The organism is Microbacterium sp. G2-16M, from assembly GCF_055809115.1.
Genome location: NZ_CM147897.1, coordinates 1593140 through 1617021, shown reverse-complemented (window position 1 = coordinate 1617021; position 23882 = coordinate 1593140). Strand labels below are relative to the sequence as shown.

The window sequence follows — 23882 nt, the reverse complement described above, 5'->3', positions numbered from 1 at the left end:
ATCCGTCCGTCTCGGATCAGTACCGCTCCATGATCGAGTTGTGGGTGTCGATGGTGTGATGACGCCGGGCTGTGGCCAGACGGAAGGGTCGTCTTCGCCTACCGAACGCCGCCACGAGACGCGTCGGTCTCGGCTTCCTCGAGCGCGGCATCCTCAAGAGTGATGATCCCGGTGGCGAGGTCCACCTCGCGGCCGCCGCGTGATCGTACGGCGCCGATGAGGAGACCGATCGCGGCTGCGACGATCATGAGCACCGGCAGCAGTGTCGCAGGGCCTTCGGTTACCCCGGTCAGGAGTGGGAAGTTGACGACGGCCAACACCAGCGCGGCCACGAGGCCCAGACCGCCGAGGGTCGGCGCGATGAAGCTCGTCCACGTGCTGGCGCGCTTGTTCGGATGCCGGGCGAAGAATCCGACGACGGATGCCGCGCCCGCGGCCTGCAGCAGCAGGAGGCCGAGCGTCCCGACTCCGACCAGCCACAGGTAGAGGGTCTGGAACGGGTCAGCCTGCGCGATGACGAACGCGCCCAGCACCACAGCGGTCACGATCGTCAAGACGATGCTGGCGATGCTCGGGCTTTGGAACCTGCGGTGCGTGTGGCCCAGAGGCTGAGGGAGGAAGCGGGCGCGGCCCAGTGAGAACAGGTAACGGGCGAGAGTGTTGTGGAAGGCGAGCAGCACCGCGATAAGGCTGGTCACGACGAGGATGTGCATGATCGTGGTCGACCACTCGCCGACGTATTTCGTGTTCGCCGCGAACACGAAGTTGACGGGGTCGCTGGTAGCGGCATCCTGCACGTTCCCCGAACCGTACGCGAGCCCGAGCGCCCACATCGTCGCGGTGTAGATGACGCCGATGATGAGAATTGAGCCATAGGTGGCGCGGGGGATCGTCCGCCGCGGACGCTTTGCCTCCTCCCCGTAGATGACGGTGGCTTCGAACCCGACGAAGCAGGAGAATGCGAACAGGAGCCCCGCGCCCATCTGCGGGGTGAAGACGTTCGCCGGGGAGAAGGCCTCCAGGTTGACGCCCGACTGACCGCCCGACGCGAAGACCGCGACGTCGAAGACCACGAGGATGAGCACCTCGAGGATCATGAAGACGCCGAGCACGGAGGCCGACAGCTGGACGTCGAGATAGCCGAACGCCCCGACCAGCACGACGCCGGCGAATGCGATGATCTGCCAGGGGACGTTCCATCCCAGCACGCTGGAGAACAAGTCCGCTGTGAAGACCGCGAACTGGCCGAACAAGCCGATGAGCATCCCGGCGTAGGCGATCACTGCCACGCCCGCGAAGATGTACCCGGCGTACCGGCCCAGGCCTTTGGCCGCGAACGCGGCGAACCCGCCGGCGCTCGTGACGTGGCGACTCATCGCCGCGAAGCCGATGGCGAACAGGAGCAGTACGACGGCTGCGATGACGTACATCGCCGGCCCGCCGGCACCCGCGAAGGTGAACACCACAGGACCCGCACCGAGGACTGCAGCCAGAGGCGCCGCTGTCGCGACGACGAAGAAGATGATCGCCGGTACGCCGAGCGACCCCTTCTTCAGCGTCGTCCCATGACGCTCGCGCGCGGCGAGGGACTCACTGGCAGGTTCGAGTGGAGTATGGGACATCTCTGGCGCTCCTCATTCCGGTGGCCGCAGCGGTGCGGCACAGGCATCACGCGATCGGGTACGCGTCGTATCATCGTCAAATAGATGTGCTGTGCCGGTCAACGACGGATCCGCGATTGTGCGATCGCCTGGACAGATCGCCAGCGTGGGAGGTGACGTGGAACTTCGGCAGTTGCGGTATTTCGTACGCGTCGCCGAGACGCTGCACTTCGGCCGCGCCGCGGCGAAGGAGTTCGTCTCGCAGTCCGTGATCAGCACTCAGATCCAGTCGCTCGAGACGGAGCTGGGTTTCCGGTTGTTCGACCGCTCCAGCCACCACGTCTCGCTGACCCCGGCGGGCACGGTGTTCCTGAATGAGGTCGAGCAGACGCTCGCAGCACTCGGGGCGGCCGTGTCCGGCGCGCGGGATGTCGCGCGCGGAGCACCGCGGCGACTGCGCGTCGGGACGTTCGCCGAGGGCGCCGGGCCCCTGACCCATCTGATCTTCTCTGCGTTCCGCGAGGCTGCGGTCGACGTCGAGCTCCAGTACGTGGAACTGTCGATGGTCAATCAGCTGGATGCGGTGCGCAACGGCGACGTGGATGTCGCGCTCCTCCGCTTGCCGGTCACCGATGCTTCGTTGCACGTCGAACCGCTGTATGCCGAGCCGCGGGTCGCCGTCGTGCCCGCCGACGACGAGCTCGCGGCGGCATCGAGCCTCAGCGTGATGGATCTGATCGACAAGCCGTTCGCCGTAGCAGCCGAGGGTGCGCCGGTGGACTGGCGCTCGTACTGGTCGTTCGACGACGAGCGCGGCGGGGTGAGCCGCGTCGGTGGCGAGGTCAGGTCGGTGCCCGAGAGCCTCGCGGCGGTCGCGTACGGTCATGCCGTGGACACCTACCCGGTCACGGCCGCCTCGATGTTCCCCCACCCCGGCGTACGCTTCATCCCGCTGACGGACGCCGAGCTGTCCGGCCTCGCCATTGTCTCGGCCGCATCGGCGGACGGTGACGACGCCGCATCCCGCTTCCGCGAGGTCGCCACCGGCGTCGTCGATCGGTACCTGCATCTCATCCCCGGTGCGGTGCGCCTTCACCCCACGGAACTCTGACCGGTAGCCGTCCGTCCTGGCGCCGATCTGCTCACGCGATCGCACGATCGCGGATCGATGATTGCCAGCGGATGCGGTATCCCCGCACGATGGATGAGACGCACGGTCGCGCCCGGAGCTGCGACCGGAGCCACCCCCATTCTCGTCGCCTGTACGGAAAGAGACCCCATGCCGAATCTGAGCCTCCCCAAGAGCGTCAAGGACTTCTCCACGAAGTTCGCGACCTCCGCAGAGATGACCCGCCACGGCAAAGAGCTGATTCCCGGCGGCTACAGTCGCAACTCGTTCAACTTCGGCCCGCACGCGGTGTTCGCGGCCTCCGGCGACGGGTCGCACATCGTCACGGTCGATGGGCACCGTCTGCTGGATCTGAACAACAACTTCACGGTCAACGTGCTCGGTCACAACCATCCCGCGATCACGTCGGCGCTGATCGAGGCGATCCCGAGCGGGATCTCGTTCGGGAACCCGAGTCCCGCCGAGCCGCAGCTCGCGCAGATCCTGGTGGACCGGGTCCCCTCCGTCGAGAAGGTGCAATTCTCGTGCTCGGCTACCGAGTCGTGCATGAGCGCTATCCGGATCGCACGCGCGTTCACCGGCAAGACGAAGGTCGCCAAGTTCGAGGGCGGATACCACGGCTTCAGCGACACGTTGCACATCTCCTCGCACACCGGGCCGGGGGACGACGGTGGTACGGATGCCGATCCGCAGCCGGTCCGCGACAGTGGCGGCATTCCGCAGGCCGACATCGACAACACCGTGATTCTCACCCAGAACGACGTCGAGGGCACCGAACGCATCCTGCGCGCACACGCCGATGAGGTCGCCGGGGTGATCGTCGAGCTGCAGAGCGGCGCGGGCGGTCTGGTCGTCCTCGATCAGGAGTTCGTCGAGCGACTGCGGGAGATCACCCGTGAACTCGGCATCGTCCTGATCTTCGACGAGACGATCAGTCTGCGCGCCGGGATGCACGGGCTGCAGGGCGTCTACGGGGTGATTCCAGACCTCACCGTGATGGGCAAGATCATCGGCGGCGGGATGCCGCTCGGTGCCGTCGGCGGGTCGAAGGATGTCATGAGCGTGCTCGAGAACGGCACCGTCACGATCTCGGGCACCCACCACGGCCACAAGCTCGCGCTCGTGGCCGGCGTTGCGTGCATGACCGCGCTCGACGAGAACGCGTTCACCAAGCTAAATACGCAGGCACAGCGGATCAAGACCGAGCTGGGCGAGTGGAGCAGCGCCCGCAACAGCCCGTTCACGATGTACGGAAAGGGGTTCTCGCACCTCGCATACGGGTACCTGAACCGCCCCGGGCTGGCACTGCGGAACCACCGCGACTACTGGCGCAACCTCGACGCAGACAAGACCCAGATCATCTCGCTCGAGCTCGCCATCCGCGGCTTCTTCCCCGTGCACCGCGGCGAGTTCTCGCTCTCGGTCCCGATGAGCGACGACGACATCGCCGCGTACATCACCACCCTGAAAGAGATCGTCCTCGAGCTGGAAGCCTGATCTTCCCTCGAGCCAAGAAAAGGATACGTCGACGATGACCATGACCGAGAACCAGACCCCGATGTGGGAAGGCAAGCTGTTCAGCGACGGATGGACGGAGGGCACCGGTGCATCGATCGCGGTGCGCGCGCCGGCCACCGGTCGCCTTCTCGCCACTGTCGCCGGGGCGAGCCCGGCCGACGTCGACCGTGCCGTCGCCAGCGCCGTGGTGGCGCAGCGCGAGTGGGGTGCGCAGCCCTACCCGGCGCGGGTCGCCGTGCTGTTGAAAGCGGCACAGCTGCTGCAGGAGAATCCCGCCCGCCTGATCGACTCGCTCGTCGACGAGGCGGGCTCTGCGCAGGGCAAGGCCGGCTTCGAGGCCATGCTCGTCACCACCGAGCTGCAGGAGTCGGCGGCGGTGGCATCCCACCCCTACGGTGAGATGCTGCGCTCAATGAAGCCGAGGATGTCGCTGGCCCGGCGGCTGCCGGTGGGTATCGTCGGGGTGATCTCGCCGTTCAACTTCCCCGGCATCCTCTCCATGCGCTCGGTCGCCCCGGCTCTCGCACTGGGTAACGCCGTCATCCTCAAGCCGGACCCTCGCACCGCCATCTCGGGTGGACTCGCCCTGGCCGCCCTGTTCGAGGAGGCAGGGCTCCCGCAAGGTGTTCTGCATGTGCTCCCTGGGGGTGGGGACGTCGGTGAGGCGATCGTGCAGCATCCGCAGATCGCGACGATCTCGTTCACCGGGTCGACGGCCGCGGGGCGCCGGGTCGCGGCATCCGCCGCCCCGCTGCTGAAGCGGGTGCACCTGGAGCTCGGCGGCAACAACGCCCAGCTCGTGCTGCCCGATGCAGACGTCGCGAAGGCGGCGTCGGTGGCGGCGTGGGGGTCATACCTGCATCAGGGGCAGATCTGCATGAGCACCGGGCGTCACCTCGTGCACCGGTCGATCGCCGACGAGTACGTGCGCCTGCTAGCCGAGAAGGCCCGCGCCCTGCGCGTGGGAGACGGCCGTGACGGCGACAATGTCCTCGGCCCCATCATCGACGACCGGCAGTTGGCCCACATCGACGACATCGTGCAGACCTCGGTTACCCAGGGTGCGACGCTGGTGGCCGGCGGGACGCACGACGGGCTCTTCTACCAGCCCACCGTGCTCACCGAGGTCACCGAGGACAACCGCGCCTGGACCGAGGAGATCTTCGGCCCGGTCGCCCCGGTGCTCGTCTACGACGACATCGACGAGGCGATCGAGATCATCAACCGCAGCGAGTACGGGCTGTCGGTGTCGATCCTCACCGGCAACGCATTCCGAGCGTACGAACTGGCCGACCGCATCGAGTCGGGCGCCATCCACATCAACGACGCGACCGTCGACGACGAGGCATCCATCCCGTTCGGCGGCACGAAGGCGTCGGGTGTCGGAGGACGCTTCGGGGGACCGCACGCCAACCTCGACACCTTCACCGAGACCCAGTGGATCACTGTGCAGGGCGATATCGCGGACTACCCGTTCTGAGAGGCAAGATCTCGATCAGCACCGTGTTCGCCGGCGATACCGGGTCTTACATCACCGGTTTGACGGCGTTCCGTGCGGACGCGCCGCGGGTGGATGACTGGGTGATCGGGTTCGCCACGGCGGCGGAGCGTGCCGCGGCCGGGGTGGTGCTGTTGGCGGCTGACTTCGCCGCGCTGGATGCGCGGATCCGGGATGAGCTGACGGCGTTCCGGCGCGCGCAGGCAGGTCGCCGGCCGTGCCGCGCCGCGACGCGCTGGTGCTGAAGATCCTCGACCTGCTCCCGGTGACACCGGTGCTGACCGTTGCGGTCGTCGTGAACACCGTGGCGCATTGCCGGCGGGCGCGCAACGTGACCTCACGGAGCTGTTCGGGGTGGGCATCCTCGGGCGCTCGAGTACTCCACCTTGTTTGCGCCGCGATTGGGTGGAGGTGCTCCCGCCCCGACCGATGCGCTCTATCTTGCGGAACGTCACGGTTTCTGTGACGATTGTCGATATGGAGCGGCGGGGGCGGGTGGTGGTTCGGGCGCCGGATGCGGCGGACTGGGCGCTTTCGCGCGGCCTGGGTCCGTTGACCGGCGCCGAGCTTGCGGATGCTCTCGGGGTTCCGCAGGGGCAGGTGCGGCAGCGGCTGCATGCTCCGTCCCGGCGTGGCGAGTGGGTCATGCCGGTACGCGGGTTGTGGGTGCCGGTGCCGGCCGAGTTCCGCACCTGGGGTGCACCGCCGGGGATTGAATTGGTCGACGCGATGATGCGGCACCTCGGTGTCGGCTACTACGTGGGCTGGTTGACCGCGGCCGGGTTGCATGGGGCCGCGCATCAGGCGCCGCAGGTGTTCCAGGTCGCGGTGAGCCGCGAGGTGCGCGACCGCACGGTGGGGCGCACCCGGTTCGTGTTCGCGCAGCGGGGGGTCGCGGCGATCCCGACCATCCAGCACCCGACTCGGTCGGGGACCGCCCGGGTGTCGTCGGTTGCGGCGACTGCGCTCGATGTCGCTGCCGATGTCCGGCTGGCGGGCGGCATCGACAACGCTGCGACGGTGATCGTGGAGCTGGCTGAGCTTGAGGCGTTTGACATCACGGACGTGGCCGTGTTGGCGGCCCGGTTCTCCGTGGCGGCGGGCCGGCGCCTGGGTTGGGTGCTTACGCAGTTCGCCGGGCGCACTGATCTCGGACCGCTGCACGCTGTTGTCCGTGATGCCTCGCGTGCGCCGTCACGGCTGGACCCCGCGCAGCCCGCCGCCGGGCCGGTCGATGACGAATGGATGCTGCACCTGAACCGGGATGTGGAGCCGGACGTATGATCCCCGCGAACGCGATCACCGCGTGGGGTGTGGACCGGCCGTGGCCCACACGGGAGCAGGTCGAACAAGACCTGTTGCTGTCCCGCGCGATCTGCGCGATCGCCGCCGACGAGTATCTGGGTGCCGAACTGGTGTTCCGCGGCGGCACCGCTTTGCACAAGCTGCACCTGGACCGTGCCTACCGCTACAGCGAAGACCTTGACTACGTCCGTTCGTCCGCGGGCGGCATCGCCCCACTCACCCGGACGCTGACCCGGCTGGGTACCGACCTGGGCTTCGAGGTGCGCACCCGGATCGGCGAGCATCCGAAGGTCTATTGGCGCACGATCGCTGAAAGCGGAGTGCCGCTGCGGATCAAGATCGAGGTGAACACGCATGAACGTGCCCCGGCGCTGCCGCTGCTGCGCCACGAGCACCGCGTCGAGTCCGCCTGGTGGAGCGGCGCCGCGCTGGTCTCCACGTTCCAACCTGCGGAACTTGTCGCCACGAAGATCCGCGCGCTGTACCAACGGTCCAAGGGCCGCGACCTGTTCGACCTCTGGCTGGCCCTGGACCACCTGCAGCTGGATCCGACCGACATACTCGCCGCTTTCGCCCCCTACCGCCCCGCCGGGCTCACCGCCGCCCGCGCGCAGGAGAACCTCGCCCGCAAGCTCGAGGACGCCACCTTCAGGCACGATCTCGACCCGCTCGTGGCCGCCTGGCCCAACGGCTACGACCTGGATGAGGCCGCGGACCTGATCAGCGTGCGTCTGCTCGCCGAACTCGACCGTGAACAGGCTTCGTGAGCCAGGCGCGAAGCGCATCCCCTCCGCCACGATGGGGACCATCGGACGCTGCCGAACTCGCTCTCTTCGCTTCGACAGATCCGGTCACGTCGAGGGTAATCCGCAGATGTGTTCGATGACTAGTGAGGCATCCGCGTGTTGGTGCGCTGGCCCGTCGGTGCTGATTGGCGGGCCATTCGTGGGAACGCCGTGGGTAAAACTGAATCGAAACGTACGCGATCCAACACCGGCGACGGCTATCGAACCGGAGACGGCGACGCATCTAATCCGTGTGAATTCAACGAAGTCGCCCCGAATCACATCGAACTCGGCGTGATGAGTAAGGGTTCAAATCCCACCGTCACCGCCACTTTCGAATCCCGTTTCAGTCTGTTTCGATCAGCTGAGACGGGATTCGTTCCGTTTCGGTCCGGTTCGATCGGCGTCGATCCACAATCGCCCGTCGGTCGTGGGGGTGGGCTGAGGTAGCTTCGCGTGATGGATGGCGACGCGCGCGCATGGAGCATCGAGTACGAGGGCGCGGACTTCGAGCGCCTCTTCTCGAAACTCGGCGGCTACGAGCAGGCGTGCTCACCGCCGCGATCAGCCACGTGCTGAAGGTCCACGGGATCGACATCTGCCGGGCGAGTGGGGGAAGCCTCTTGGTGACGGGTTGAGCAGAGTTGGACCGCTGACGAACGACGTGTTCATGATGCGGCTGTGCGCGTGTTCCAGATTGAGATGGCGGCCCGCACCGAGCTCGGCGAGCAACTCCGCACCGCACGTACCGCAAAGTCGCTGAGTCAGCCGGCGCTGGCGGCCGTCACCGGTATCCAGCAGTCAGAGATCAGCCGTATCGAATCGGGCGCCGCGAACCCCACTGTGGCGACCATCAGCAGACTCGCGGATGCGCTTGAACTCAAGTTGTCCCTGACTCCTCAACACTGACCACGTGCGAGAGATTGAGTTGCGCGAATCCGCGTGGAACCGGGGTTCGAGATCGGGATACATCTCGGGTGCATGGGTTCAATTCCCACCGTCACCGCCACAATGAATCCCCCGCCATCCCTTCTGAGGCAACACGTGGCCCGAGCATCACCTATGGACGTGGCGCAGCTTTTCCAACGCAGGCCGGCGGTCGCGGCAACACACGCGATGGCCGAGCGTCGCGAGGGCCGAACCAGCTCCCCGTCGAAGGGCTGCAGGACCAGTGACCCGGTCGGAATCTCATTCAGCGTCAGCGGTAACGCGGCGGTAACGGAACAACTGTGGAACGGCGGGGGAGACTAAGCATCCTCCTCGCCGGCTTCGAGCTGCTTCAGTCGCTTGAGCTTGCTCCAGGGCGTGAGGGCGATCCACGCAATCGACGCGATCGCGCCGCCCATGATCATCGACGCGATATCCATGCCCTCGACGCTACAAGGCGTGAGGGTTCCTGCACATCCCCCTCGCGACGGATGCCCGAGACATCACGTTCGCGTTCGGCATCCGCATGCATCATGACCGACGGCTTCACATCGTCCGGCCAGACGCGGGCTGCTCGTCGGCGGCCGACCTTGCCTGAGTTCGCGTCCCAGCAATCGTCCCGGCATTCCCTAGCGGGTTCCGCCGCGCCGCTCGGCGAGGTATTCGGCCGGCATTCCCGGGCCGATGCTTACGGTGATCTCCTCTGCGGGGACAACGCCGCATTTCTCGCATACGGCGACCGCGTGCACCGCGCCGGCGTCGCACGCGGTGTGTCGGTAGAGGATCGGCGGTTCGATGGGTGATGCCCACGAATCGCCCCACTCGGTGAGGGCTATCAGCGCGACAGCCAGTGCGTGACCCTTTGCGGTGAGGATGTAGTCGACGGAACCCTCGCGCTCCATGATGCCGCTGTCTACGAACGACGCCAGTCGCGCTGTGAGCACGTTGGTTGCGATCCCGAGGTTGTGCTGAAAGTCGCCGAAGCGGGTCACTCGAGCGAAGAGCGCGTCGCGGATGATGAGCAGGCTCCACCGCTCGCCGACGAGCTCGAGTGATCGCGCGATCGAACACACCTGGGTGTCGTATGTCTTGCCCAACATGGCTCGACTCTATCACTTGCGTGATGCAAGCGAGTTGGGTTACGGTGACTTGCATCACACAAGTCCACCCGCCTTCCATTCGTGAGAGGCACGCAGAGGAGCAGACAGATGACCGCGAACTTCACGACCACGATCACAGTGAATGCCACGCCGCGAGAAGCGTTCGACGCGATCAATGACGTCGCCGGATGGTGGGGACGGATCACCGGTTCGACCGCCGCAGTCGGCGACGAGTTCGTCTACCTCGTCCCCGGTGTGCACTACAGCGGATTCCGAGTCACCGAGATCGCCCCCGAGCGGCGGGTCGCGTGGCTCGTCACCGGCAGCTACCTCGACTTCATCGCTGACAAGCAGGAGTGGACCGGGACCACCGTCCGATTCGACATCGATGAGACCGATGGTGGAACGCGGATCATCTTCACGCACGAGGGCCTCAAGCCCCAGGATGAGTGCTACGAGGTCTGCTCGAACGCGTGGACCATGTTCGTGAACGGCAGCCTCACGCAGTTCATCGAGACCGGAGTGGGCGCGCCGCACAGGTTCGATGGCGACGAGACGCTCACCGCCGCCGACCAGGTGCAGCTCCATCGCGAGGCGGCCGAGGCAGCCGGACTCGCACGCAGCACACAGCGGGATGTCGGCGCGCGCTCTTAGTCTTTGGCGATGGACGCCGCGGACATCCTCAGCACACTCATGCAGGCCATCGATGAGCGCCGGTGGGACACGCTGGGCGAGTACCTGCACCCGGACTTCGTCTGTCGCTTTGTGCACACCGGCGAGAACCTCGACCGGGACTCGTGGGTTCGACTGAACGCCGAGTATCCAGGCTTCGACCGGCTGCGCGTCGAGGAGCTGGTCGGCGGCGGTGATGCAGCCGCTTGCCGATCACACGTCACCGGCCACGGCGCAAGCGGTACGGACCACTTCGAGTGCGCCACGTTCGTGCACCTCCGGGACGGACTCATCCATCGGATGACCGAGGTCTGGACCGATGTCGGCCAGATGCCGCCTGTAGGCACCCGACCGGCGGGCGAGGGGACCTAGAGCTCGGCAGTCGCTCGCAGTCAGGCGCCCGGGGTCTCACAGCAGGCCGTAGGCCTTCGTCGGAGCGAACTCGTAGACCAGCCGATGCTCCTCGGCCATCCGGGTGAGGAAGGCATCCCCGCCGAGCTCTTCGCCGTACCAGGTCAACGGGCCGGTCGGGCGCCGCTGCATCACGCGGAACAGCTCGAGGTTGCGCTGCGGCGCGTCGGCCCCTTCGAGCAGCGTGACGGTCGACTCGATCGTGAGGTAGGCGTATGCCTTGTCGAACACGAACAGCGTGCACCGCGGCTCGTGGCGGAGCCGGGTCGTGCGGATCCGGTCTGCGGTGCCGCTGCTCCACAGCCTGCCGTCGACCAGGGCGACGCCGACACGCACCGCCTTGGGGGTGCCGTCCCGCGCGATCGTGATCATCGCCGCGGCATGGTTCTCGTTCAGAAACTCGATCTGTCGCTCGCTCCACTCCATGCCGCGATTCTCCCGCACACGTCCGACACGCATCACATGACGACACGTGTCGACGATCGGATGTCGCCGCCAGATCGTGGCTCGCCGACGCGAGCAGGTTGCGGTCTGATTCGACATCCATCAATATAGAAGAATGTCGAATCAAGTCGGAGCCGCGGCTCGCCCCGCCGTCCGCCGGCTGTCGACCCTGGACCGATGGCTTCCGGCCTGGATCGTGCTCGCCATGGTCGCCGGTCTCGTCCTCGGACGGGGGGTGCCCGGCGTCTCGGAGCTGCTCGCGCGGCTCGAGGTCGGTGGAGTCTCGGTGCCCATCGCGCTGGGACTGCTCGTGATGATGTACCCGGTGCTCGCGAAGGTGCGCTACGACAGGGTTGCGGCGGTGACCGGCGACCGGCGGCTGCTCGTCTCATCGCTGGTGTTGAACTGGCTCGTCGGCCCGGCGCTGATGTTCGCCCTCGCCTGGCTGCTGCTGCCCGACCTTCCGGAGTACCGCACGGGCCTGATTATCGTCGGCCTCGCCCGCTGCATCGCCATGGTGGTGATCTGGAACGACCTCGCCTGCGGCGACCGTGAGGCCACCGCCGTGCTGGTGGCGATCAACTCCGTCTTCCAGGTGGTGGCGTTCTCGCTGCTGGGCTGGTTCTACCTCGCCGTGCTGCCGGGCTGGCTCGGCCTCGACTCCCATCGGCTCGAGGTGTCGGTCGGGCAGATCGCCCTCAACGTGCTGGTGTTCCTCGGTGTGCCGCTCGTCGCGGGCTTCGCCTCGCGCTGGATCGGTGAGCGGCGCCGGGGGAGGGACTGGTACGAGGCGACGTTCCTTCCCCGAGTCGGCCCCTGGGCCCTCTACGGTCTGCTGTTCACCATCGTGCTGCTGTTCGCGCTCCAGGGCGAGGCGATCACCTCCCGACCCCTCGACGTCGCCCGGATCGCCCTTCCGCTCCTGGCCTACTTCGGTCTGATGTGGTTCCTCGGGCTCCTCCTCGGCCGGGGGCTCGGACTCGGCTACGCCCGGTCCGCCACGCTCGCCTTCACCGCCGCGGGCAACAACTTCGAGCTGGCCATCGCTGTGGCCATCGGCACATTCGGCGCCGCGTCGGGTCAGGCCCTCGCCGGAGTCGTCGGCCCGCTGATCGAGGTCCCGGTGCTGGTCGCACTCGTCTACGTCTCGCTCTGGGCCGCCCGCGCCTGGTTCCACACCGACCCAAACGAAGGGAACGCCGCATGAGCACCGCCCTCGCCGCCGAAGACTGTGCGCCCTCGTCATCCCACGCCATCGGACCGGAGTACGCGGCAGCCCTGGCCGACTCCCTGAAGGCCCTCGCCGATCCGCTCCGGCTGCGGATGCTGTCGGCGCTGGCCACGGACCCCCGCGGCGAATGCTGCGTCTGCGACCTGGCCGAGCTGGCAGAGGTCTCACAGCCGACGGTGTCGCATCATCTCAAGGTGCTCAAGGACACCGGGATGCTGCTCTCCGAACGGCGCGGCACCTGGGTCTACTACCGCATCGCCCCCGCCCGCCGTGCCGCCACCACGGCGCTGCTGGAGGCCTTCGCTCCCGCGGTCGTCCTTGAAACCGGAGACGACGGCGCCGAGCAGGCGGACGCGCTGCGCACGATGGATGCCCGGGTCACCCGCCTCGCGGAGGAGCTGGCGGCGGAGCTCACCGACCTGCACCGTGATCTGGTGGTGGCGATCGTGCGCGAGTCGTACGCGGGGCTGGTCCGCTCCGCCCGGCTCACGCAGCATCTGATTCCGTTGACGGAGCGCTTCGCCCGGCAGCGGCTCGCCGACCTCAGCCGTGACCGCGAGACGTCGGTGCCCCAGGTGCTCTTCGTCTGCGTGCAGAACGCGGGGCGCTCCCAGCTCGCCGCGGCCCTCGTCAACCGGCTCGGCGCCGGGCAGGTCGTCGCCCGCTCCGCCGGTTCCACCCCGGCCCCGGACATCCACCCGCAGGTCCGCTCCCTTCTCTCCGAGATCGCGGGACGCCAGGCGGCCGACACCGCGTTCGCGAAGCCGCTCACCGACGATGCGGTGCGAGCCGCGGATGTCGTCGTCACCATGGGCTGCGGCGATGTCTGCCCGATCATCCCAGGCGTTCGTTACGAGGACTGGTCAGTCGGCGATCCGGCCCTCGCCTCGGCCGAGGGCGTCGACGCCATCCGTGGCGACATCGAGACCCGCGTCCGCACCCTGCTCGAGACTCTGGTCGCCCACTGATCCGAAGGATTTCCTCATGCCCGCTCAGAAGCCCTCCGTGCTCTTCGTCTGCGTCCACAACGCCGGGAGATCCCAGATGGCGGCCGGCTACCTGCGCCGCGTCGCCGGCGATCGCATCGAGGTGCGCTCGGCCGGCTCCCTCCCCGCCGACCGGATCAACCCCGTCGCCGTCCAGGCCATGCGCGAGGAGGGCATCGACATCACCGCGGAAGCGCCCAAGGTGCTGACCACCGAAGCGGTGCAGGCGTCGGATGTCGTGATCACCATGGGTTGCGGCGATGCCTGCCCGTTCTTCCCCGGCAAGCGATACGAGGATTGGACGCTCGATGACCCCGCGGGCCAGGGCATCGAGGCGGTCCGGCCCATCCGTGACGAGATCAAGACCCGGATCCAGGCGCTGGCCGCCGAACTCCTCGGCTGAGGGCGGGTCACCAGCGCCGGGCGAACGGCAGCGGTTTGCGCATGCGGATCAGCAGCAGCAGCGGGAAGACGATATAGGGCAGGTTGAACGCGAGGAACACGGGGATGTTGGGGCTGGCTTCGCCCGGTCGGCCGAAGAACTCGACACCGAAGATCGGGATGCCGGTCAGGGCGATGATCATCGTCGCGTAGATGACGCTGGGCAGCTGGATCCAGTTCCAGCCGCGGACGATGGAGATGATCAGCAGCACGTACAAGATCACGTAGACGAAGGCGGACGTGCCGCTGATGAACCGCAGCCACAGCGGGTGCGACTGATAGAGCGGGTCGAAGTTGCTCGCGTACCAGTAGTTCCACTGCACGAGCAGGTTGGGCGAGTCGGCGACCTGATCGAGTCCGAGGCCTTCGACCGAGTCGCTGATGATGCAGGTCACGATGAAGATCGAGAAGACCACCAGGAACGCGATGTCGAACGGTCTCTGCCGCAGCGGCAGATTCCGGACCGGCGTGGACGTGGAGACGGTGGCGGTCACGTTCCCGAACATAGTGGACCATGTGCCCGGATGCGCTGAGGTCGACCTCGCGTCCCCCTGGTCGGCCACCGGGGGATACCGTGGCCTCTATGCGGATCGCGACACGTGTGGTGAACTACTCGTCCGGCAGCGTGCGCGGTGCGCGCGGGAGGCGGGCCGCTCGCGTGGGCGGGATCGTGGTGGGTGCGCTGCTCGCGGTCGCGGCGGCCGGCTGGGCGGGAATGCTCTGGCTGTTCGGCGGCGATCACCCGCGGGTGTTCGGGCGCAAGGTCGCCGAGATCGAGCAGCGCTACCGGGGCAAGCGGCCGAACGGCGACATCCTGCTCACCGGCAGCTCGTTCTTCGAGCGCTGGACCTCGTCTGCGGACGACCTGGCCCCGCTCCACACGACCAACATCGGCATCGGCGGCACGAAGATCGGCGACCAGGCGTTCTATCTGGACCGCCTCGTCCTGCCCTTCGCGCCGCGCGCGGTGGTCGTCTATGCGGGGTCGAACGACATCAACGGCCTTCCGTTCGTGTCCAAGACAGGAGCCGACGTCGTCGCGCGCGTCCGCCGGTATCTCGCCGACGTCCGCCGCCGGCTGCCGGGAGTCCCGATCTTCTACGTCGCGATCACCGAGACGCCGTCGCGGGCGAAGGTGCGCGGCGAGATCACCCTGGCGAACCGTCTGCTGCGCGAGTGGGCGGAGGAGTCGGGCGAGATCACCTTCATCGACACCGCACCGAGCCTGCTCACCCCGGACGGCGAGATCGACGGTTCGCTGTTCGGCCCGGACCGCCTGCACTTCAACGCCGCGGGCTATGCGCGCTTCGCTCCGCCGATCCGCGCCGCGCTGATGCGCGACCTCGCCCCGACCGCCGGCGCGGCCGGGGCCGCGGGCACGGCCGAGTCCGTCGTCCCCGGCGTAGACTCGGGCCCTATGTCGATCGGCGCGGTCATCCACACGTTCGCCGTGCAGCTGGCCGACGTCGACCGCGGGGTGTACGACGATCTGACGCTGCGCGTGGCCCGCCAGGCCTCTGAGACCGACGCGTTCATGATGACGCGGGTGCTGGCCTACTGCCTCGAGTTCGAAGAGGGCATCGCGTTCAGCGAGGGGATCGCCTCGGCCGACGAGCCGGCGGTGCTCGTGCGAGACCGCACCGGCGCGGTGACCGCGTGGATCGAGGTCGGAGCCCCGGATGCCGCGCGCCTGCACTTCGGCAGCAAGCTCGCCGACCGCACCGCCGTGTACACCCACCGCGACCCTGTCCGGGTGATCGCGCAGTGGACCGGCAAGACCATCTACCGCGCCGACGCGATCGCGGTGCACAGCTTCGATCCGGGCTTCGTCGAGGCGGCCGCGGCCGCCCTCGGACGACGCAACACCATGACGCTGTCGGTGACCGAGCACCAGCTCTATCTCGACCTCAACGGGACCACCCTGACCAGCGGCATCCACAACCACTCGATCTGACCCCTGTGCGCGGCCCGTCCGGCCCGGCTCGGATCAGCGCAGCGGCCGGTCGGCCGTCACTGGTCGGCGGCGCTGCGCCGCTCGATCAGGATCGTGTCGCGCCACCGGCCGGCGTGCGGGCCCGCCTCGGCCTTCGCGATGCGCTCGCGTCGGCCGACGGTGCGGAACCCCGCCGCCTCGTGCAGCCGCAGGCTGGCAGTGTTCTCGGGGAAGATGCTCGACTGGATCGTCCAGATGCCGGCATCCTCGGCGGCCGCGATGAAGGCCGTCAGAAGCAGGCGGCCGAGGCCTCGTCCGCGCGCCGCCCGGTCGACGTAGACCGAGTGCTCGACCACCCCGCGGTAGGCGGCGCGGGATGAGACGGCGGATGCCGCGACCCAGCCGTCGACCGCGCCGTAATCGTCCACGGCCACCAGGCGCGGCCGGGGGAGTCGCCCGGCGTCGAAGGCCGCCCACGTGGGCACGGTCGTCTCGAACGTCGCCTCGCCGTCCTCGATGCCCTGCGCATAGATCCGCTCGATCGCGGGCCAGTCGGCGGCCGTCAGCTCGCGGATCGCGGTCACGCGCAGCATCCGCCGCCGTCGGTTGTGGAGCACACTCCGGTGGCCGGCAGCACCAGCTCGACCTGGGATGCCGCCGCCGTGTCGCCGGCCAGCCACGCGGTGACCGACCGCACCTGCTCGTAGCCGGTGGCCAGCAGGAAGGTGGGTGCGCGTCCGTAGGACTTCATCCCGACGATGAAGAAGCCCGGGTCTGGATGGGCGAGCTCGCGGAACCCGTGCGGCTCGACCGTCCCGCACGAGTGGAGGTTGGGGTCGATGAGCGGGGCAAGCCGCTTCGGCGCCTCGACGATCTCATCGAGCTCGAGGCGGATCTCGCGCAGAAAGCCGAGATCGGGGCGGAAGCCAGTGGCGTTGACCACCAGATCGGTGCGGTGCGTGACGACCTCGCCCCGACGGTGACCGACCAGTTCGACGGCATCGCCCGCGCGGCGGCCGCTGATGATCTCGAAGTCCGAGACCACCTCGACCATGCCCTCGGCGACGGCCTGATCGACGCGTGCGCCGAGCCGTGCACGATCGGCGAGCTCATCGTCGGCCGATGACGAGACGCGCGCGGCCTGCGCACTGCGGATCAGCCAGGTGATCGCGGTGCCCGGTTCACTGCGCGCAAGCTCCACCAGCCCCAGAAGGGTGTTGGCGGCGGAGTGCCCGGCGCCGACGACCGTGGTGTGCGCTCCGGCGAACCGCGCCCGGTCACGGCCGAGCACATCGGGGAGGGCGGGGACGACGCTCTCCTCGATCTCGGACATCCCCCGCAGCGCGAGCCCACTGGCCGACAGCGGATTGGGCGACCGGTACGTGCCCGACGCGTCGATCACCGACCGGGCCGCGACATCCTCGATCCTGCCCTGCCGGTCGCGGATCCGCACCGTGAACGGCGTCGCGGCGCGCGACCTCGTACGGGTGCGGTCCATTCCCTCGCGGGCGAGGTCGATGACCTCGACGCCGAGCCGGACCCGGGACGAGATCTCGGGGAGCGCGGCCAGTGGCACGAGGTACTGCCGGACCAACTCGGCGCCGCTCGGGGCCCGCTCCGGATCGGGAAGCGCCCAGCCGCGCTGCTCCAGCAGCCGCCGGGATGCCGGATCGGCCAGATGCTTCCACGGCGAGAACAGGCGGGTGTGGCCCCATTCCTGCACGCTCGCCGCGATCCGGTCGCCGGCCTCGAAGACGATGAAGTCGATGCCGCGCTCGACGAGGTTGGCCGCGGCCGCCAGGCCGATCGGGCCGGCGCCGATGATCGCGACCGGGAGAGTCGACAGCCTCTCGGTCGTCGCGGCGCGGGGGGTGAGATCGAGCAACGTCACAGCTGCCTCCGGGGGATGTCGGTGGGTGCCACAGGTCGATTCTGCCGCCATCTATCGACGACTGTCAATATCGATTATGATCGATGTATGACCCGGATGCTGGATGTGATCGACGTCTCCGCCGGCGCGTGCTGCACGCCTCTCGTGCGGGAGCCGCTGACGATCGCCGAAGCCGAGCAGCTCGCGACCACGATGAAGGCGCTCGCCGATCCGGCCCGTCTGCGGCTGCTGTCGATCGTGGCGGCGGCGCCGGACACCGAGGCGTGCGTGTGCGATCTCGTCGACGCCGTCGGGCTGAGTCAGCCGACGATCTCGCACCACCTCAAGGTCCTCACCGCGGCGGGGTTCCTGGCCCGCAGCAAGCGCGGGACATGGGCCTACTTCGCCCTCGTCCCGGGTGCGCTGGATCGGGTGTCGCAGCTGCTCGATCCGTCCTGAGCGCGCGAGGTTGGTCGCTCGCGCGCCCGTTTCCGGCATCCGCGCATGAAAGATTCGGGCGCGTCAGCGGAATTCGACAGCGCGGGCCGAGACGCCTACCGCGTCGCGCTCAGCCCGCCACCTGCCGGGCCCGATAGGCGGCGACCGCATTGCGGTTCGCGCACGTCGTCGAGCAGTACCGCCTGGACCGGTTGCGCGAGAGATCCAGCGCGATCGCTGCGCAGTCCCCGTCGGCGCACACCGTGATCCGCCTGCCCTCCTCGGCCCGGATGACGTCGATGAGCGCCATGGTCGTCTCGATGAGGATGCGCTCGGGAAGCGGCCGATCATCGGTCACGGCGTGCAGATGCCAGTCGGCCCCGTCGTGGCGGGTCAGACGGGGCGCCAGCGTGACGGCGGCGAGGGCCGAGTTCACCCGCGCCACCATCTCGTCGCGCGGAGCCAGCAGCATCCCGCGCAGCTGCCGCCGCAGCGCCTGCAGTCCGGCGAGCTCGGCCTCGTCCCGGTCGATGCGACCGGAGTAGGGGAACTCCTGCAGCAGCCGGTCGACATCAGCGAGCGAGGTCAGCGTGTCCGGTGCTTCCGCGCTGTTGGCCAGCCACACGGCCGCCCGCAGGGCGTCTTCGGTGTCATCGGCGAAGATCATGTTGACATGTTACATCGGACAGGGCTAGCGTCATGGATCATGAGCACAGTGACCAATGACGTCCGCTCCCGCATCGGAGTCGGACTGCTGGTCGCGCTCGGCGCCGCCTTCGCGTTCGGGATGTCGGGGGCCTGGGCGCGTGGGCTCATCGACGCCGGCTGGACCCCGGGGGCCGCCGTCACCGCCCGCGTCTGGGTCGCCGCTCTCGTGCTGCTCGTGCCGACCCTGGTCGCGCTGCGCGGGCGGTGGAGGATCGTGCGCAGGAATGCCGGCCTGATCGTCACCTACGGGGTGCTGGCCGTGGCCGCGACCCAGCTGTTCTACTTCCAGGCGGTGGCCGTGATGGATGTCGGCATCGCGCTGCTGATCGAATACACCGCCCCGGTCGCGGTGGTGCTGTGGCTGTGGGCACGCCGCGGCGAGCGGCCGAGCGGGCGCAGCATCCTCGGCGCGGTCATCGCGCTGGCCGGCCTCGTGCTCATGCTCGACATCCTCACCGGCGCCCGCGTGAGCCTGCCCGGCATCCTGTGGGCGCTCGGGGCGATGATCGGCGCGGCCGCGTACTTCGTGCTGTCCGGACGCGGCGACACCGGGCTGCCGCCGATCTCGCTCGCCGGGCTGGGACTGCTGGTCGGCGCGGTCGCCCTGACCCTGGCCGGCGCCGTCGGCGTGCTGCCCATGAGATGGACGACGCACGACGTCGCCTACCGGTTCGGCACCGTGCCGTGGTTCGTGCCGGTGCTGGCCATCGGACTGCTCGCGACCGCGCTCGCGTACGTGCTGGGCATCACGTCGACCCGGATGCTGGGCTCGCGCCTGGCCTCGTTCGTCGCGCTGGCCGAGGTGATGGCCGCGCTGCTGTTCGGCTGGCTGATGCTCGGCCAGCTGCCCGACCCGCTGCAGGCGGTCGGCGCGGTGCTCGTGCTCGTCGGCGTGATCGTCGTCAAGCTCGGGGAGCGGACGGCCACCGAGTTCGTCGAGCCGGTCGCGCCGGCCCGGAGCCCCGTCGGATCAGCGCGGCGCCACCGGACTCGCTGACCCGGCGAGAGGAGTGCCGGATCCGTCGACGGCGGTGCCACGGGCGGAGCGGGCCGCCTCGATGCCCGGGAAGGCGTCCAGGACCATCTCGGCCAGGCGATCCAGCGGCCGGGTCAGCGCGTCGGTCGCCGGCAGGTTGAGGTCGAGCTCGTACTCGTCGATGGAGGCGCCGATCTCGGCGTCGCTCATGTTCTCGTGGTTGATCGTCACGCCGATCACCTGGGTGTCGGCGAACGCCTCGATCAGGGCGATCTCGCTGGCCACGGTGGGCATGGCGATCATCGGGAAGTCTCCGAGCGTCTTGCGCTTCGGGGCGTGCTGGACGATGACGCCGGTCGGTCTGCTTCCGCGGAGGATGTACGCCGAGGTGAGGTAGGCGGGGTGGCTGAGCGCGCCCTGCCCCTCGACCACGATGACGTCGGGGCGCTCGGTCTCATATGCGGCGACGACCTGGTTCTCGACCTCGCCGGCGCAGAACTGCGGGACGAGGGCGTCCAGGGCGACGCCGTACTTGCCGCCCTGGATGAGGGAGGTCTGTCCGGTGCCCACCAGGACGGCCTTGACGCCTCGGTCGTTGAGCGCCTCCACGAGCAGGGTCGCGGTGGTGCGCTTGCCGATGGCCCCGTCGGTGCCGAGGATCGCGATCCGCGGACAGGGGATGTCGAAGATCCGGCCGGAGAACTGGTGGAGGTCCTTCTTCGGCTTCGGGCGGCGGACATCGGTGATGGTCACATCCGCACGCAGGGCGGCGGCGGCGAACTCGATGTCGTCCGCCAGGAACTCGTGCAGGCCGTTGATGATGTGCATCCCACGGGTGATCCCGTCGAGCAGGACGATGCGCTGATCGGCCGTGAGGAGCCCGTCGGACGGGGCGATCCCGCAGATGAGGTAGTCCGGCACACCGCCGGCGTGGGCGATGGCGTCGGTCAGGCTCGCCAGCAGCGGGATGCCGTTGCGCACGCCGTCGAGCACGAATCCGGTGTCGTCGCCGGCGCGGGTGCTGTCGATCACGCTCAGGATCTCGTAGCGCTCGGAGTGGCGCACGAGCCCGTTGGCGGTCTTTCCGTCCTGCTCGCCGAACTGGCCTTCGCAGTAGACGACGGCCGTCGACCCGCGGGGCAGGGAAGCCGGGATGAGTTCGGGGACGGAGGGAGACGGGAACATGGCGGTCCTCTGAATAGTTCAGAGGAGGCGACGCAATCGCGGCCGGGCGGACGAGCCCGACGTTCAACGAGAAGTCTTCCCTGATCCGGCGGAGATCGCCGAGAACAGCATCCTACCGGTGGTTCCTGTGCTGGACCGGTGAGCGCCGGCCGCTGCCCCGGGACACGCACCGGGCTCCGGCATCCGTCAGACGGATGCCGGAGCCCGGCCGTGTCGGACCGTCAGCCCGCGAGCGCGCGTGCCTTGATCTTGGCGTACTCGTCGGCGGTGATGGTGCCCGAGTCGAGCAGCGCCTTCGCCTTGGCGATCTCGTCACTCGGGCTCGCGCCGGCGACGGACTTGATGTAGTCGTCGGCCGCGGCCTGCGCCGCCTTGGCCTGCCCGGCGCTGCGCTCGGCCATGCCGTTGCCGCGGGCGATCAGGTAGACCAGTGCCGTCAAGAACGGCACGAAGATCAGGAAGATGATCCACAGCGCCTTCCACCAGCCGTTCAGCTTGCGGTCGCGGAACAGATCGCCGATGATCGCGAACAGCGCGAACAGGTAGGAGATGAACACGAAGGCCCAGAAGAACCACCAGATGATGTCCCAGAAACTCGACCAGAAAGTCATTTGTCACCCCTCTTAGGAAGTGGACCGCACGGCCCACGCGCCCAGCTTGGCGCACCGGATGCGCTTCTGTCATCCCCCATCACGGGTGATTCCTGTGCGCCAGCAGGACCCGGGTCGTGCTAGACCGCGGAGTCGTCACCCGCAATGGGCGAACATTCCGGCCCGCGTCGGCCTGCTCAGGGCAGGATCGGATCAGCGGCCGGATCGCGAGGAAGTGGATTCGATGGGGCACGACGGTGAGTATGGCGCACGGGGATGAGTGAGCACGAGAACGCCGTCTCGGCACGGCGACGACACCTGTTCGACATCGTCACGGTGTTCACGCTGTCGATCACGGCGGTGCTCACCGCCTGGTGCGGATTCGAGGCGTCCAAATGGGGCGGCGAGATGTCGATCGCGTTCAGTCAGGCCTCCAGCGCGCGGATCCAGCAGTCCTCGGCGGACGGTGCCGCGCGCGACGCGCGCCAGTTCGACCTGACCGTGTACGTGCAGTGGGCGCTCGCCGACGCCCAGGGCGACAAGGGCCTCGCCGCATACGTCGAGCAGCGGTTCAGCCCCGAGTTCCGGGTGGCGTTCGACGCCTGGATGGCCGACGGCCGAAAGGAGCAGGGCCCGCTCGCGATGGACGAATACGTGCCCCCGGGCACGAAGCAGGCCGCCGAGCTCGGCGCCCGGGCGGACGCGAAGTTCGCCCAGGCGCTGGTGGACAACCAGCGCGGCGACAACTTCTCGCTCCTGACCGTGATGTTCGCCCTGGTCCTGTTCCTGACCGCGATGTCGCAGCGGGAGTTCGCGCCCTGGGTCCGCCGGACCCTCCTGGGCCTGGCGGTCGTGATCGCGATCGTGCTCATCGTGGTGATGCTCACGTTCCCGATCAAGATCTGACCGCCGCCGTCGGCCCGGTCATCGCAGAGGAAGAAGCATCCATGTTCGAGATCACCCTCAACAATGGCGTCATCATGCCCGCCCTGGGGCTCGGCGTGTTCCAGAGTCCGCCGGAAGAGACCGCGGCCGCCGTCGACACCGCGCTGCGGGTCGGCTATCGGCACATCGACACCGCGGCGGCCTATGCCAACGAGCGCCAGGTGGGCGAGGGCATCCGCCGTTCCGGCATCGCCCGCGACCACATCTTCATCGAGACGAAGGTGTGGGTGTCGGACTACGGGTACGAGAAGACCCTGCACGCGTTCGACAAGGCGACCGGAAAGCTGGGTGTCGACACCCTCGATCTGCTGATCCTGCACCAGCCCGCGCCGAGCCGGTCCGACGCGGTCATCGGCGCCTACAAGGCGCTCGAGACCCTGTTCGCCGACGGCCGGGTCCGGGCGATCGGGGTCAGCAACTTCATGCCCGATCACCTCGCCCGGCTGCTGGCGGCGACCGATGTGGTGCCGGCGATCAACCAGGTCGAGCTGCACCCGTATTTCTCGCAGCCGGACGTGCGGGCGATGGATGCCGCGCACGGCATCGTCACGCAGGCCTGGTCGCCGATCGGCGGCATCACGTTCTACCCCGGACCGTGGGGCGACGAGCGCCGCAGCGTCATGGAGGACCCCACGCTGGCCGACCTCGCCGCCGCCCACGGCAGGTCGCCCGCGCAGATCATGCTGCGCTGGCACCTGCAGGAGGGGCGCTCGGCGATCCCGAAGTCGGTGCACGCCGAGCGGATCGCCGAGAACTTCGACGTCTTCGACTTCGAGCTCTCACCCGCCGAGCTTGCGCGCATCGACGCGCTCGACACCGGCGTGCGCAGCGGGCCCGACCCGGACGTGCCCCGCGAGGAGCTGTTCGACCGGGTCGTCGACGAGGCCTGAGCCCACCGGGCGCCGGGTCGTGCGGCCGCTGCCGCCGCGGGCTGCTACCGGTCGGAGGGACGGCGCCGGGACAGCGCGGCGACGATGGCGCTCTGGGCGTCGGCGCCGGCGTCGGCTGCGGCCGAGACGTTCTCCTCGCCGACCGCCGCGACAATCTCGGCACGCTGGATGCGCGTGGAGCGCGGAGCGTCGATGCCGATGCGGATGCTGTCGCCCTTGACCTCGAGCACGGTGATCGTGACGTCGTCGCCGATCAGCACGCTCTCGCCGATCCGCCTCGTCAACACCAGCATCCTCCC

General features: G+C 68.5%; 27 protein-coding genes and 1 pseudogene. 18 read left to right on the top strand and 10 right to left on the bottom strand.

Annotated features, from left to right (window positions below):
* Positions 1-98: 98 nt before the first annotated feature.
* Entirely contained in the window at positions 99-1622 is a 1524-nt protein-coding gene (locus tag AC0L6F_RS07690) for an APC family permease (protein ID WP_473539794.1), read from the bottom strand.
* A 157-nt stretch (positions 1623-1779) separates the two neighbouring features.
* On the opposite strand from AC0L6F_RS07690, the gene AC0L6F_RS07685 reads away from it, so the two are divergent.
* The 7 genes from AC0L6F_RS07685 to AC0L6F_RS07655 all read left to right on the top strand — a co-directional run bounded on the left by AC0L6F_RS07685 (position 1780) and on the right by AC0L6F_RS07655 (position 8745).
* On the top strand, positions 1780-2712 hold the full coding sequence (locus AC0L6F_RS07685; RefSeq protein WP_473539793.1) for a LysR family transcriptional regulator: 933 nt from the start codon (positions 1780-1782) through the stop codon (positions 2710-2712).
* Between the two features lie 168 nt (positions 2713-2880).
* Positions 2881-4227 (top strand): aspartate aminotransferase family protein, encoded by a 1347-nt coding sequence (locus tag AC0L6F_RS07680; protein ID WP_473539792.1) that lies wholly within the window; start codon positions 2881-2883, stop codon positions 4225-4227.
* Between the two features lie 34 nt (positions 4228-4261).
* Positions 4262-5728 carry an aldehyde dehydrogenase family protein gene (locus AC0L6F_RS07675; protein ID WP_473539791.1) on the top strand — a complete coding sequence of 489 codons (1467 nt, stop codon included), beginning with the start codon at positions 4262-4264 and terminating at the stop codon, positions 5726-5728.
* A gap of 23 nt (positions 5729-5751) precedes the next feature.
* Positions 5752-5991, top strand: a complete 240-nt coding sequence (locus tag AC0L6F_RS07670) for a hypothetical protein (protein ID WP_473539790.1) — start codon at positions 5752-5754, stop codon at positions 5989-5991.
* A gap of 217 nt (positions 5992-6208) precedes the next feature.
* The gene (locus tag AC0L6F_RS07665) at positions 6209-7030 is read left to right on the top strand and encodes a type IV toxin-antitoxin system AbiEi family antitoxin domain-containing protein (RefSeq protein WP_473539789.1); all 822 of its coding nucleotides are present in this window, start codon (positions 6209-6211) and stop codon (positions 7028-7030) included.
* Positions 7027-7818, top strand: a complete 792-nt coding sequence (locus AC0L6F_RS07660) for a nucleotidyl transferase AbiEii/AbiGii toxin family protein (protein WP_473539788.1) — start codon at positions 7027-7029, stop codon at positions 7816-7818. The genes AC0L6F_RS07665 and AC0L6F_RS07660 overlap by 4 nt, the downstream gene beginning before the upstream one ends.
* Before the next feature lie 699 nt (positions 7819-8517).
* On the top strand, positions 8518-8745 hold the full coding sequence (locus tag AC0L6F_RS07655) for a helix-turn-helix domain-containing protein (RefSeq protein ID WP_274636041.1): 228 nt from the start codon (positions 8518-8520) through the stop codon (positions 8743-8745).
* Between the two features lie 647 nt (positions 8746-9392).
* Here the strand turns inward: AC0L6F_RS07655 and AC0L6F_RS07650 are convergent.
* Positions 9393-9860 carry a winged helix-turn-helix transcriptional regulator gene (locus tag AC0L6F_RS07650; protein WP_473539787.1) on the bottom strand — a complete coding sequence of 156 codons (468 nt, stop codon included), beginning with the start codon at positions 9858-9860 and terminating at the stop codon, positions 9393-9395.
* Between the two features lie 111 nt (positions 9861-9971).
* Here AC0L6F_RS07650 and AC0L6F_RS07645 point away from each other — a divergent pair, with 111 nt between their 5' ends.
* On the top strand, positions 9972-10517 hold the full coding sequence (locus AC0L6F_RS07645) for an SRPBCC family protein (protein ID WP_473539786.1): 546 nt from the start codon (positions 9972-9974) through the stop codon (positions 10515-10517).
* Between the two features lie 9 nt (positions 10518-10526).
* Positions 10527-10907 (top strand): nuclear transport factor 2 family protein, encoded by a 381-nt coding sequence (locus AC0L6F_RS07640; protein WP_473539785.1) that lies wholly within the window; start codon positions 10527-10529, stop codon positions 10905-10907.
* Positions 10908-10943: 36 nt separating this feature from the next.
* Here the strand turns inward: AC0L6F_RS07640 and AC0L6F_RS07635 are convergent, their stop codons facing one another.
* Complete coding sequence (locus AC0L6F_RS07635) at positions 10944-11372, bottom strand: pyridoxamine 5'-phosphate oxidase family protein (protein WP_473539783.1); 429 nt, start codon at positions 11370-11372, stop codon at positions 10944-10946.
* A gap of 133 nt (positions 11373-11505) precedes the next feature.
* On the opposite strand from AC0L6F_RS07635, the gene arsB reads away from it, so the two are divergent.
* Genes arsB through AC0L6F_RS07620 form a run of 3 tightly spaced genes read left to right on the top strand, consistent with a single transcriptional unit; the run spans position 11506 to position 14010 of the window.
* The gene (gene arsB, locus AC0L6F_RS07630; RefSeq protein ID WP_473539782.1) at positions 11506-12597 is read left to right on the top strand and encodes an ACR3 family arsenite efflux transporter; all 1092 of its coding nucleotides are present in this window, start codon (positions 11506-11508) and stop codon (positions 12595-12597) included.
* Complete coding sequence (locus AC0L6F_RS07625) at positions 12594-13589, top strand: metalloregulator ArsR/SmtB family transcription factor (protein WP_473539781.1); 996 nt, start codon at positions 12594-12596, stop codon at positions 13587-13589. Before arsB ends, AC0L6F_RS07625 begins: the two co-directional genes overlap by 4 nt.
* 16 nt (positions 13590-13605) lie before the next feature.
* Complete coding sequence (locus AC0L6F_RS07620) at positions 13606-14010, top strand: arsenate reductase ArsC (protein ID WP_473539780.1); 405 nt, start codon at positions 13606-13608, stop codon at positions 14008-14010.
* 7 nt (positions 14011-14017) lie between these two features.
* Here AC0L6F_RS07620 and AC0L6F_RS07615 read toward each other — a convergent pair whose 3' ends face one another.
* Entirely contained in the window at positions 14018-14542 is a 525-nt protein-coding gene (locus AC0L6F_RS07615) for an EXPERA domain-containing protein (RefSeq protein WP_473539779.1), read from the bottom strand.
* A 20-nt stretch (positions 14543-14562) separates the two neighbouring features.
* On the opposite strand from AC0L6F_RS07615, the pseudogene AC0L6F_RS07610 reads away from it, so the two are divergent.
* Positions 14563-15348 (top strand): annotated as a pseudogene (locus AC0L6F_RS07610) (GDSL-type esterase/lipase family protein); the annotation flags it as partial.
* A gap of 117 nt (positions 15349-15465) precedes the next feature.
* Positions 15466-16002: a YaeQ family protein gene (locus AC0L6F_RS07605; protein WP_274638456.1), complete on the top strand. Its 537-nt coding sequence runs from the start codon at positions 15466-15468 to the stop codon at positions 16000-16002.
* A gap of 56 nt (positions 16003-16058) precedes the next feature.
* Here AC0L6F_RS07605 and AC0L6F_RS07600 read toward each other — a convergent pair whose 3' ends face one another.
* Both AC0L6F_RS07600 and AC0L6F_RS07595 read right to left on the bottom strand, forming a co-directional pair.
* Entirely contained in the window at positions 16059-16574 is a 516-nt protein-coding gene (locus tag AC0L6F_RS07600) for a GNAT family N-acetyltransferase (protein WP_473539778.1), read from the bottom strand.
* Entirely contained in the window at positions 16562-17872 is a 1311-nt protein-coding gene (locus AC0L6F_RS07595; protein ID WP_274636030.1) for an FAD-dependent oxidoreductase, read from the bottom strand. Before AC0L6F_RS07595 ends, AC0L6F_RS07600 begins: the two co-directional genes overlap by 13 nt.
* A gap of 87 nt (positions 17873-17959) precedes the next feature.
* On the opposite strand from AC0L6F_RS07595, the gene AC0L6F_RS07590 reads away from it, so the two are divergent.
* Entirely contained in the window at positions 17960-18310 is a 351-nt protein-coding gene (locus tag AC0L6F_RS07590; RefSeq protein WP_274636029.1) for an ArsR/SmtB family transcription factor, read from the top strand.
* Between the two features lie 109 nt (positions 18311-18419).
* On the opposite strand, the gene AC0L6F_RS07585 is transcribed toward AC0L6F_RS07590, so the two are convergent.
* Positions 18420-18956, bottom strand: coding sequence for a CGNR zinc finger domain-containing protein (locus AC0L6F_RS07585; protein ID WP_473539777.1), 537 nt, complete (start codon positions 18954-18956; stop codon positions 18420-18422).
* A 39-nt stretch (positions 18957-18995) separates the two neighbouring features.
* Between AC0L6F_RS07585 and AC0L6F_RS07580 the strand changes: the two genes are divergently transcribed.
* Positions 18996-19994: an EamA family transporter gene (locus AC0L6F_RS07580; RefSeq protein WP_473539776.1), complete on the top strand. Its 999-nt coding sequence runs from the start codon at positions 18996-18998 to the stop codon at positions 19992-19994.
* On the opposite strand, the gene AC0L6F_RS07575 is transcribed toward AC0L6F_RS07580, so the two are convergent.
* Both AC0L6F_RS07575 and AC0L6F_RS07570 read right to left on the bottom strand, forming a co-directional pair.
* On the bottom strand, positions 19968-21158 hold the full coding sequence (locus tag AC0L6F_RS07575; protein WP_473539775.1) for an N-acetyltransferase DgcN family protein: 1191 nt from the start codon (positions 21156-21158) through the stop codon (positions 19968-19970). The two genes, AC0L6F_RS07580 and AC0L6F_RS07575, sit on opposite strands and share 27 nt — an antisense overlap.
* A gap of 221 nt (positions 21159-21379) precedes the next feature.
* A complete protein-coding gene (locus AC0L6F_RS07570) occupies positions 21380-21769 on the bottom strand; it encodes an SHOCT domain-containing protein (RefSeq protein ID WP_274636025.1) in 390 nt (129 codons plus the stop codon).
* A 255-nt stretch (positions 21770-22024) separates the two neighbouring features.
* On the opposite strand from AC0L6F_RS07570, the gene AC0L6F_RS07565 reads away from it, so the two are divergent.
* A complete protein-coding gene (locus AC0L6F_RS07565; protein WP_473539774.1) occupies positions 22025-22654 on the top strand; it encodes a hypothetical protein in 630 nt (209 codons plus the stop codon).
* A 41-nt stretch (positions 22655-22695) separates the two neighbouring features.
* The gene (locus AC0L6F_RS07560; RefSeq protein ID WP_473539773.1) at positions 22696-23583 is read left to right on the top strand and encodes an aldo/keto reductase; all 888 of its coding nucleotides are present in this window, start codon (positions 22696-22698) and stop codon (positions 23581-23583) included.
* A 44-nt stretch (positions 23584-23627) separates the two neighbouring features.
* Here the strand turns inward: AC0L6F_RS07560 and csrA are convergent, their stop codons facing one another.
* Positions 23628-23876, bottom strand: coding sequence for a carbon storage regulator CsrA (gene csrA, locus AC0L6F_RS07555; RefSeq protein WP_259612715.1), 249 nt, complete (start codon positions 23874-23876; stop codon positions 23628-23630).
* Positions 23877-23882 lie beyond the last annotated feature (6 nt).

Coding starts and splice junctions, on each gene's coding strand:
- AC0L6F_RS07690 (WP_473539794.1), bottom strand. CDS start 1,622: ATGTCCCATACTCCACTCGAACCTGCCAGTGAGTCCCTCGCCGCGCGC.
- AC0L6F_RS07680 (WP_473539792.1), top strand. CDS start 2,881: ATGCCGAATCTGAGCCTCCCCAAGAGCGTCAAGGACTTCTCCACGAAG.
- AC0L6F_RS07675 (WP_473539791.1), top strand. CDS start 4,262: ATGACCATGACCGAGAACCAGACCCCGATGTGGGAAGGCAAGCTGTTC.
- AC0L6F_RS07660 (WP_473539788.1), top strand. CDS start 7,027: ATGATCCCCGCGAACGCGATCACCGCGTGGGGTGTGGACCGGCCGTGG.
- AC0L6F_RS07645 (WP_473539786.1), top strand. CDS start 9,972: ATGACCGCGAACTTCACGACCACGATCACAGTGAATGCCACGCCGCGA.
- AC0L6F_RS07640 (WP_473539785.1), top strand. CDS start 10,527: ATGGACGCCGCGGACATCCTCAGCACACTCATGCAGGCCATCGATGAG.
- AC0L6F_RS07635 (WP_473539783.1), bottom strand. CDS start 11,372: ATGGAGTGGAGCGAGCGACAGATCGAGTTTCTGAACGAGAACCATGCC.
- arsB (WP_473539782.1), top strand. CDS start 11,506: ATGTCGAATCAAGTCGGAGCCGCGGCTCGCCCCGCCGTCCGCCGGCTG.
- AC0L6F_RS07625 (WP_473539781.1), top strand. CDS start 12,594: ATGAGCACCGCCCTCGCCGCCGAAGACTGTGCGCCCTCGTCATCCCAC.
- AC0L6F_RS07620 (WP_473539780.1), top strand. CDS start 13,606: ATGCCCGCTCAGAAGCCCTCCGTGCTCTTCGTCTGCGTCCACAACGCC.
- AC0L6F_RS07605 (WP_274638456.1), top strand. CDS start 15,466: ATGTCGATCGGCGCGGTCATCCACACGTTCGCCGTGCAGCTGGCCGAC.
- AC0L6F_RS07600 (WP_473539778.1), bottom strand. CDS start 16,574: ATGCTGCGCGTGACCGCGATCCGCGAGCTGACGGCCGCCGACTGGCCC.
- AC0L6F_RS07590 (WP_274636029.1), top strand. CDS start 17,960: ATGACCCGGATGCTGGATGTGATCGACGTCTCCGCCGGCGCGTGCTGC.
- AC0L6F_RS07585 (WP_473539777.1), bottom strand. CDS start 18,956: ATGATCTTCGCCGATGACACCGAAGACGCCCTGCGGGCGGCCGTGTGG.
- AC0L6F_RS07580 (WP_473539776.1), top strand. CDS start 18,996: ATGAGCACAGTGACCAATGACGTCCGCTCCCGCATCGGAGTCGGACTG.
- AC0L6F_RS07575 (WP_473539775.1), bottom strand. CDS start 21,158: ATGTTCCCGTCTCCCTCCGTCCCCGAACTCATCCCGGCTTCCCTGCCC.
- AC0L6F_RS07570 (WP_274636025.1), bottom strand. CDS start 21,769: ATGACTTTCTGGTCGAGTTTCTGGGACATCATCTGGTGGTTCTTCTGG.
- AC0L6F_RS07565 (WP_473539774.1), top strand. CDS start 22,025: ATGAGTGAGCACGAGAACGCCGTCTCGGCACGGCGACGACACCTGTTC.
- AC0L6F_RS07560 (WP_473539773.1), top strand. CDS start 22,696: ATGTTCGAGATCACCCTCAACAATGGCGTCATCATGCCCGCCCTGGGG.
- csrA (WP_259612715.1), bottom strand. CDS start 23,876: ATGCTGGTGTTGACGAGGCGGATCGGCGAGAGCGTGCTGATCGGCGAC.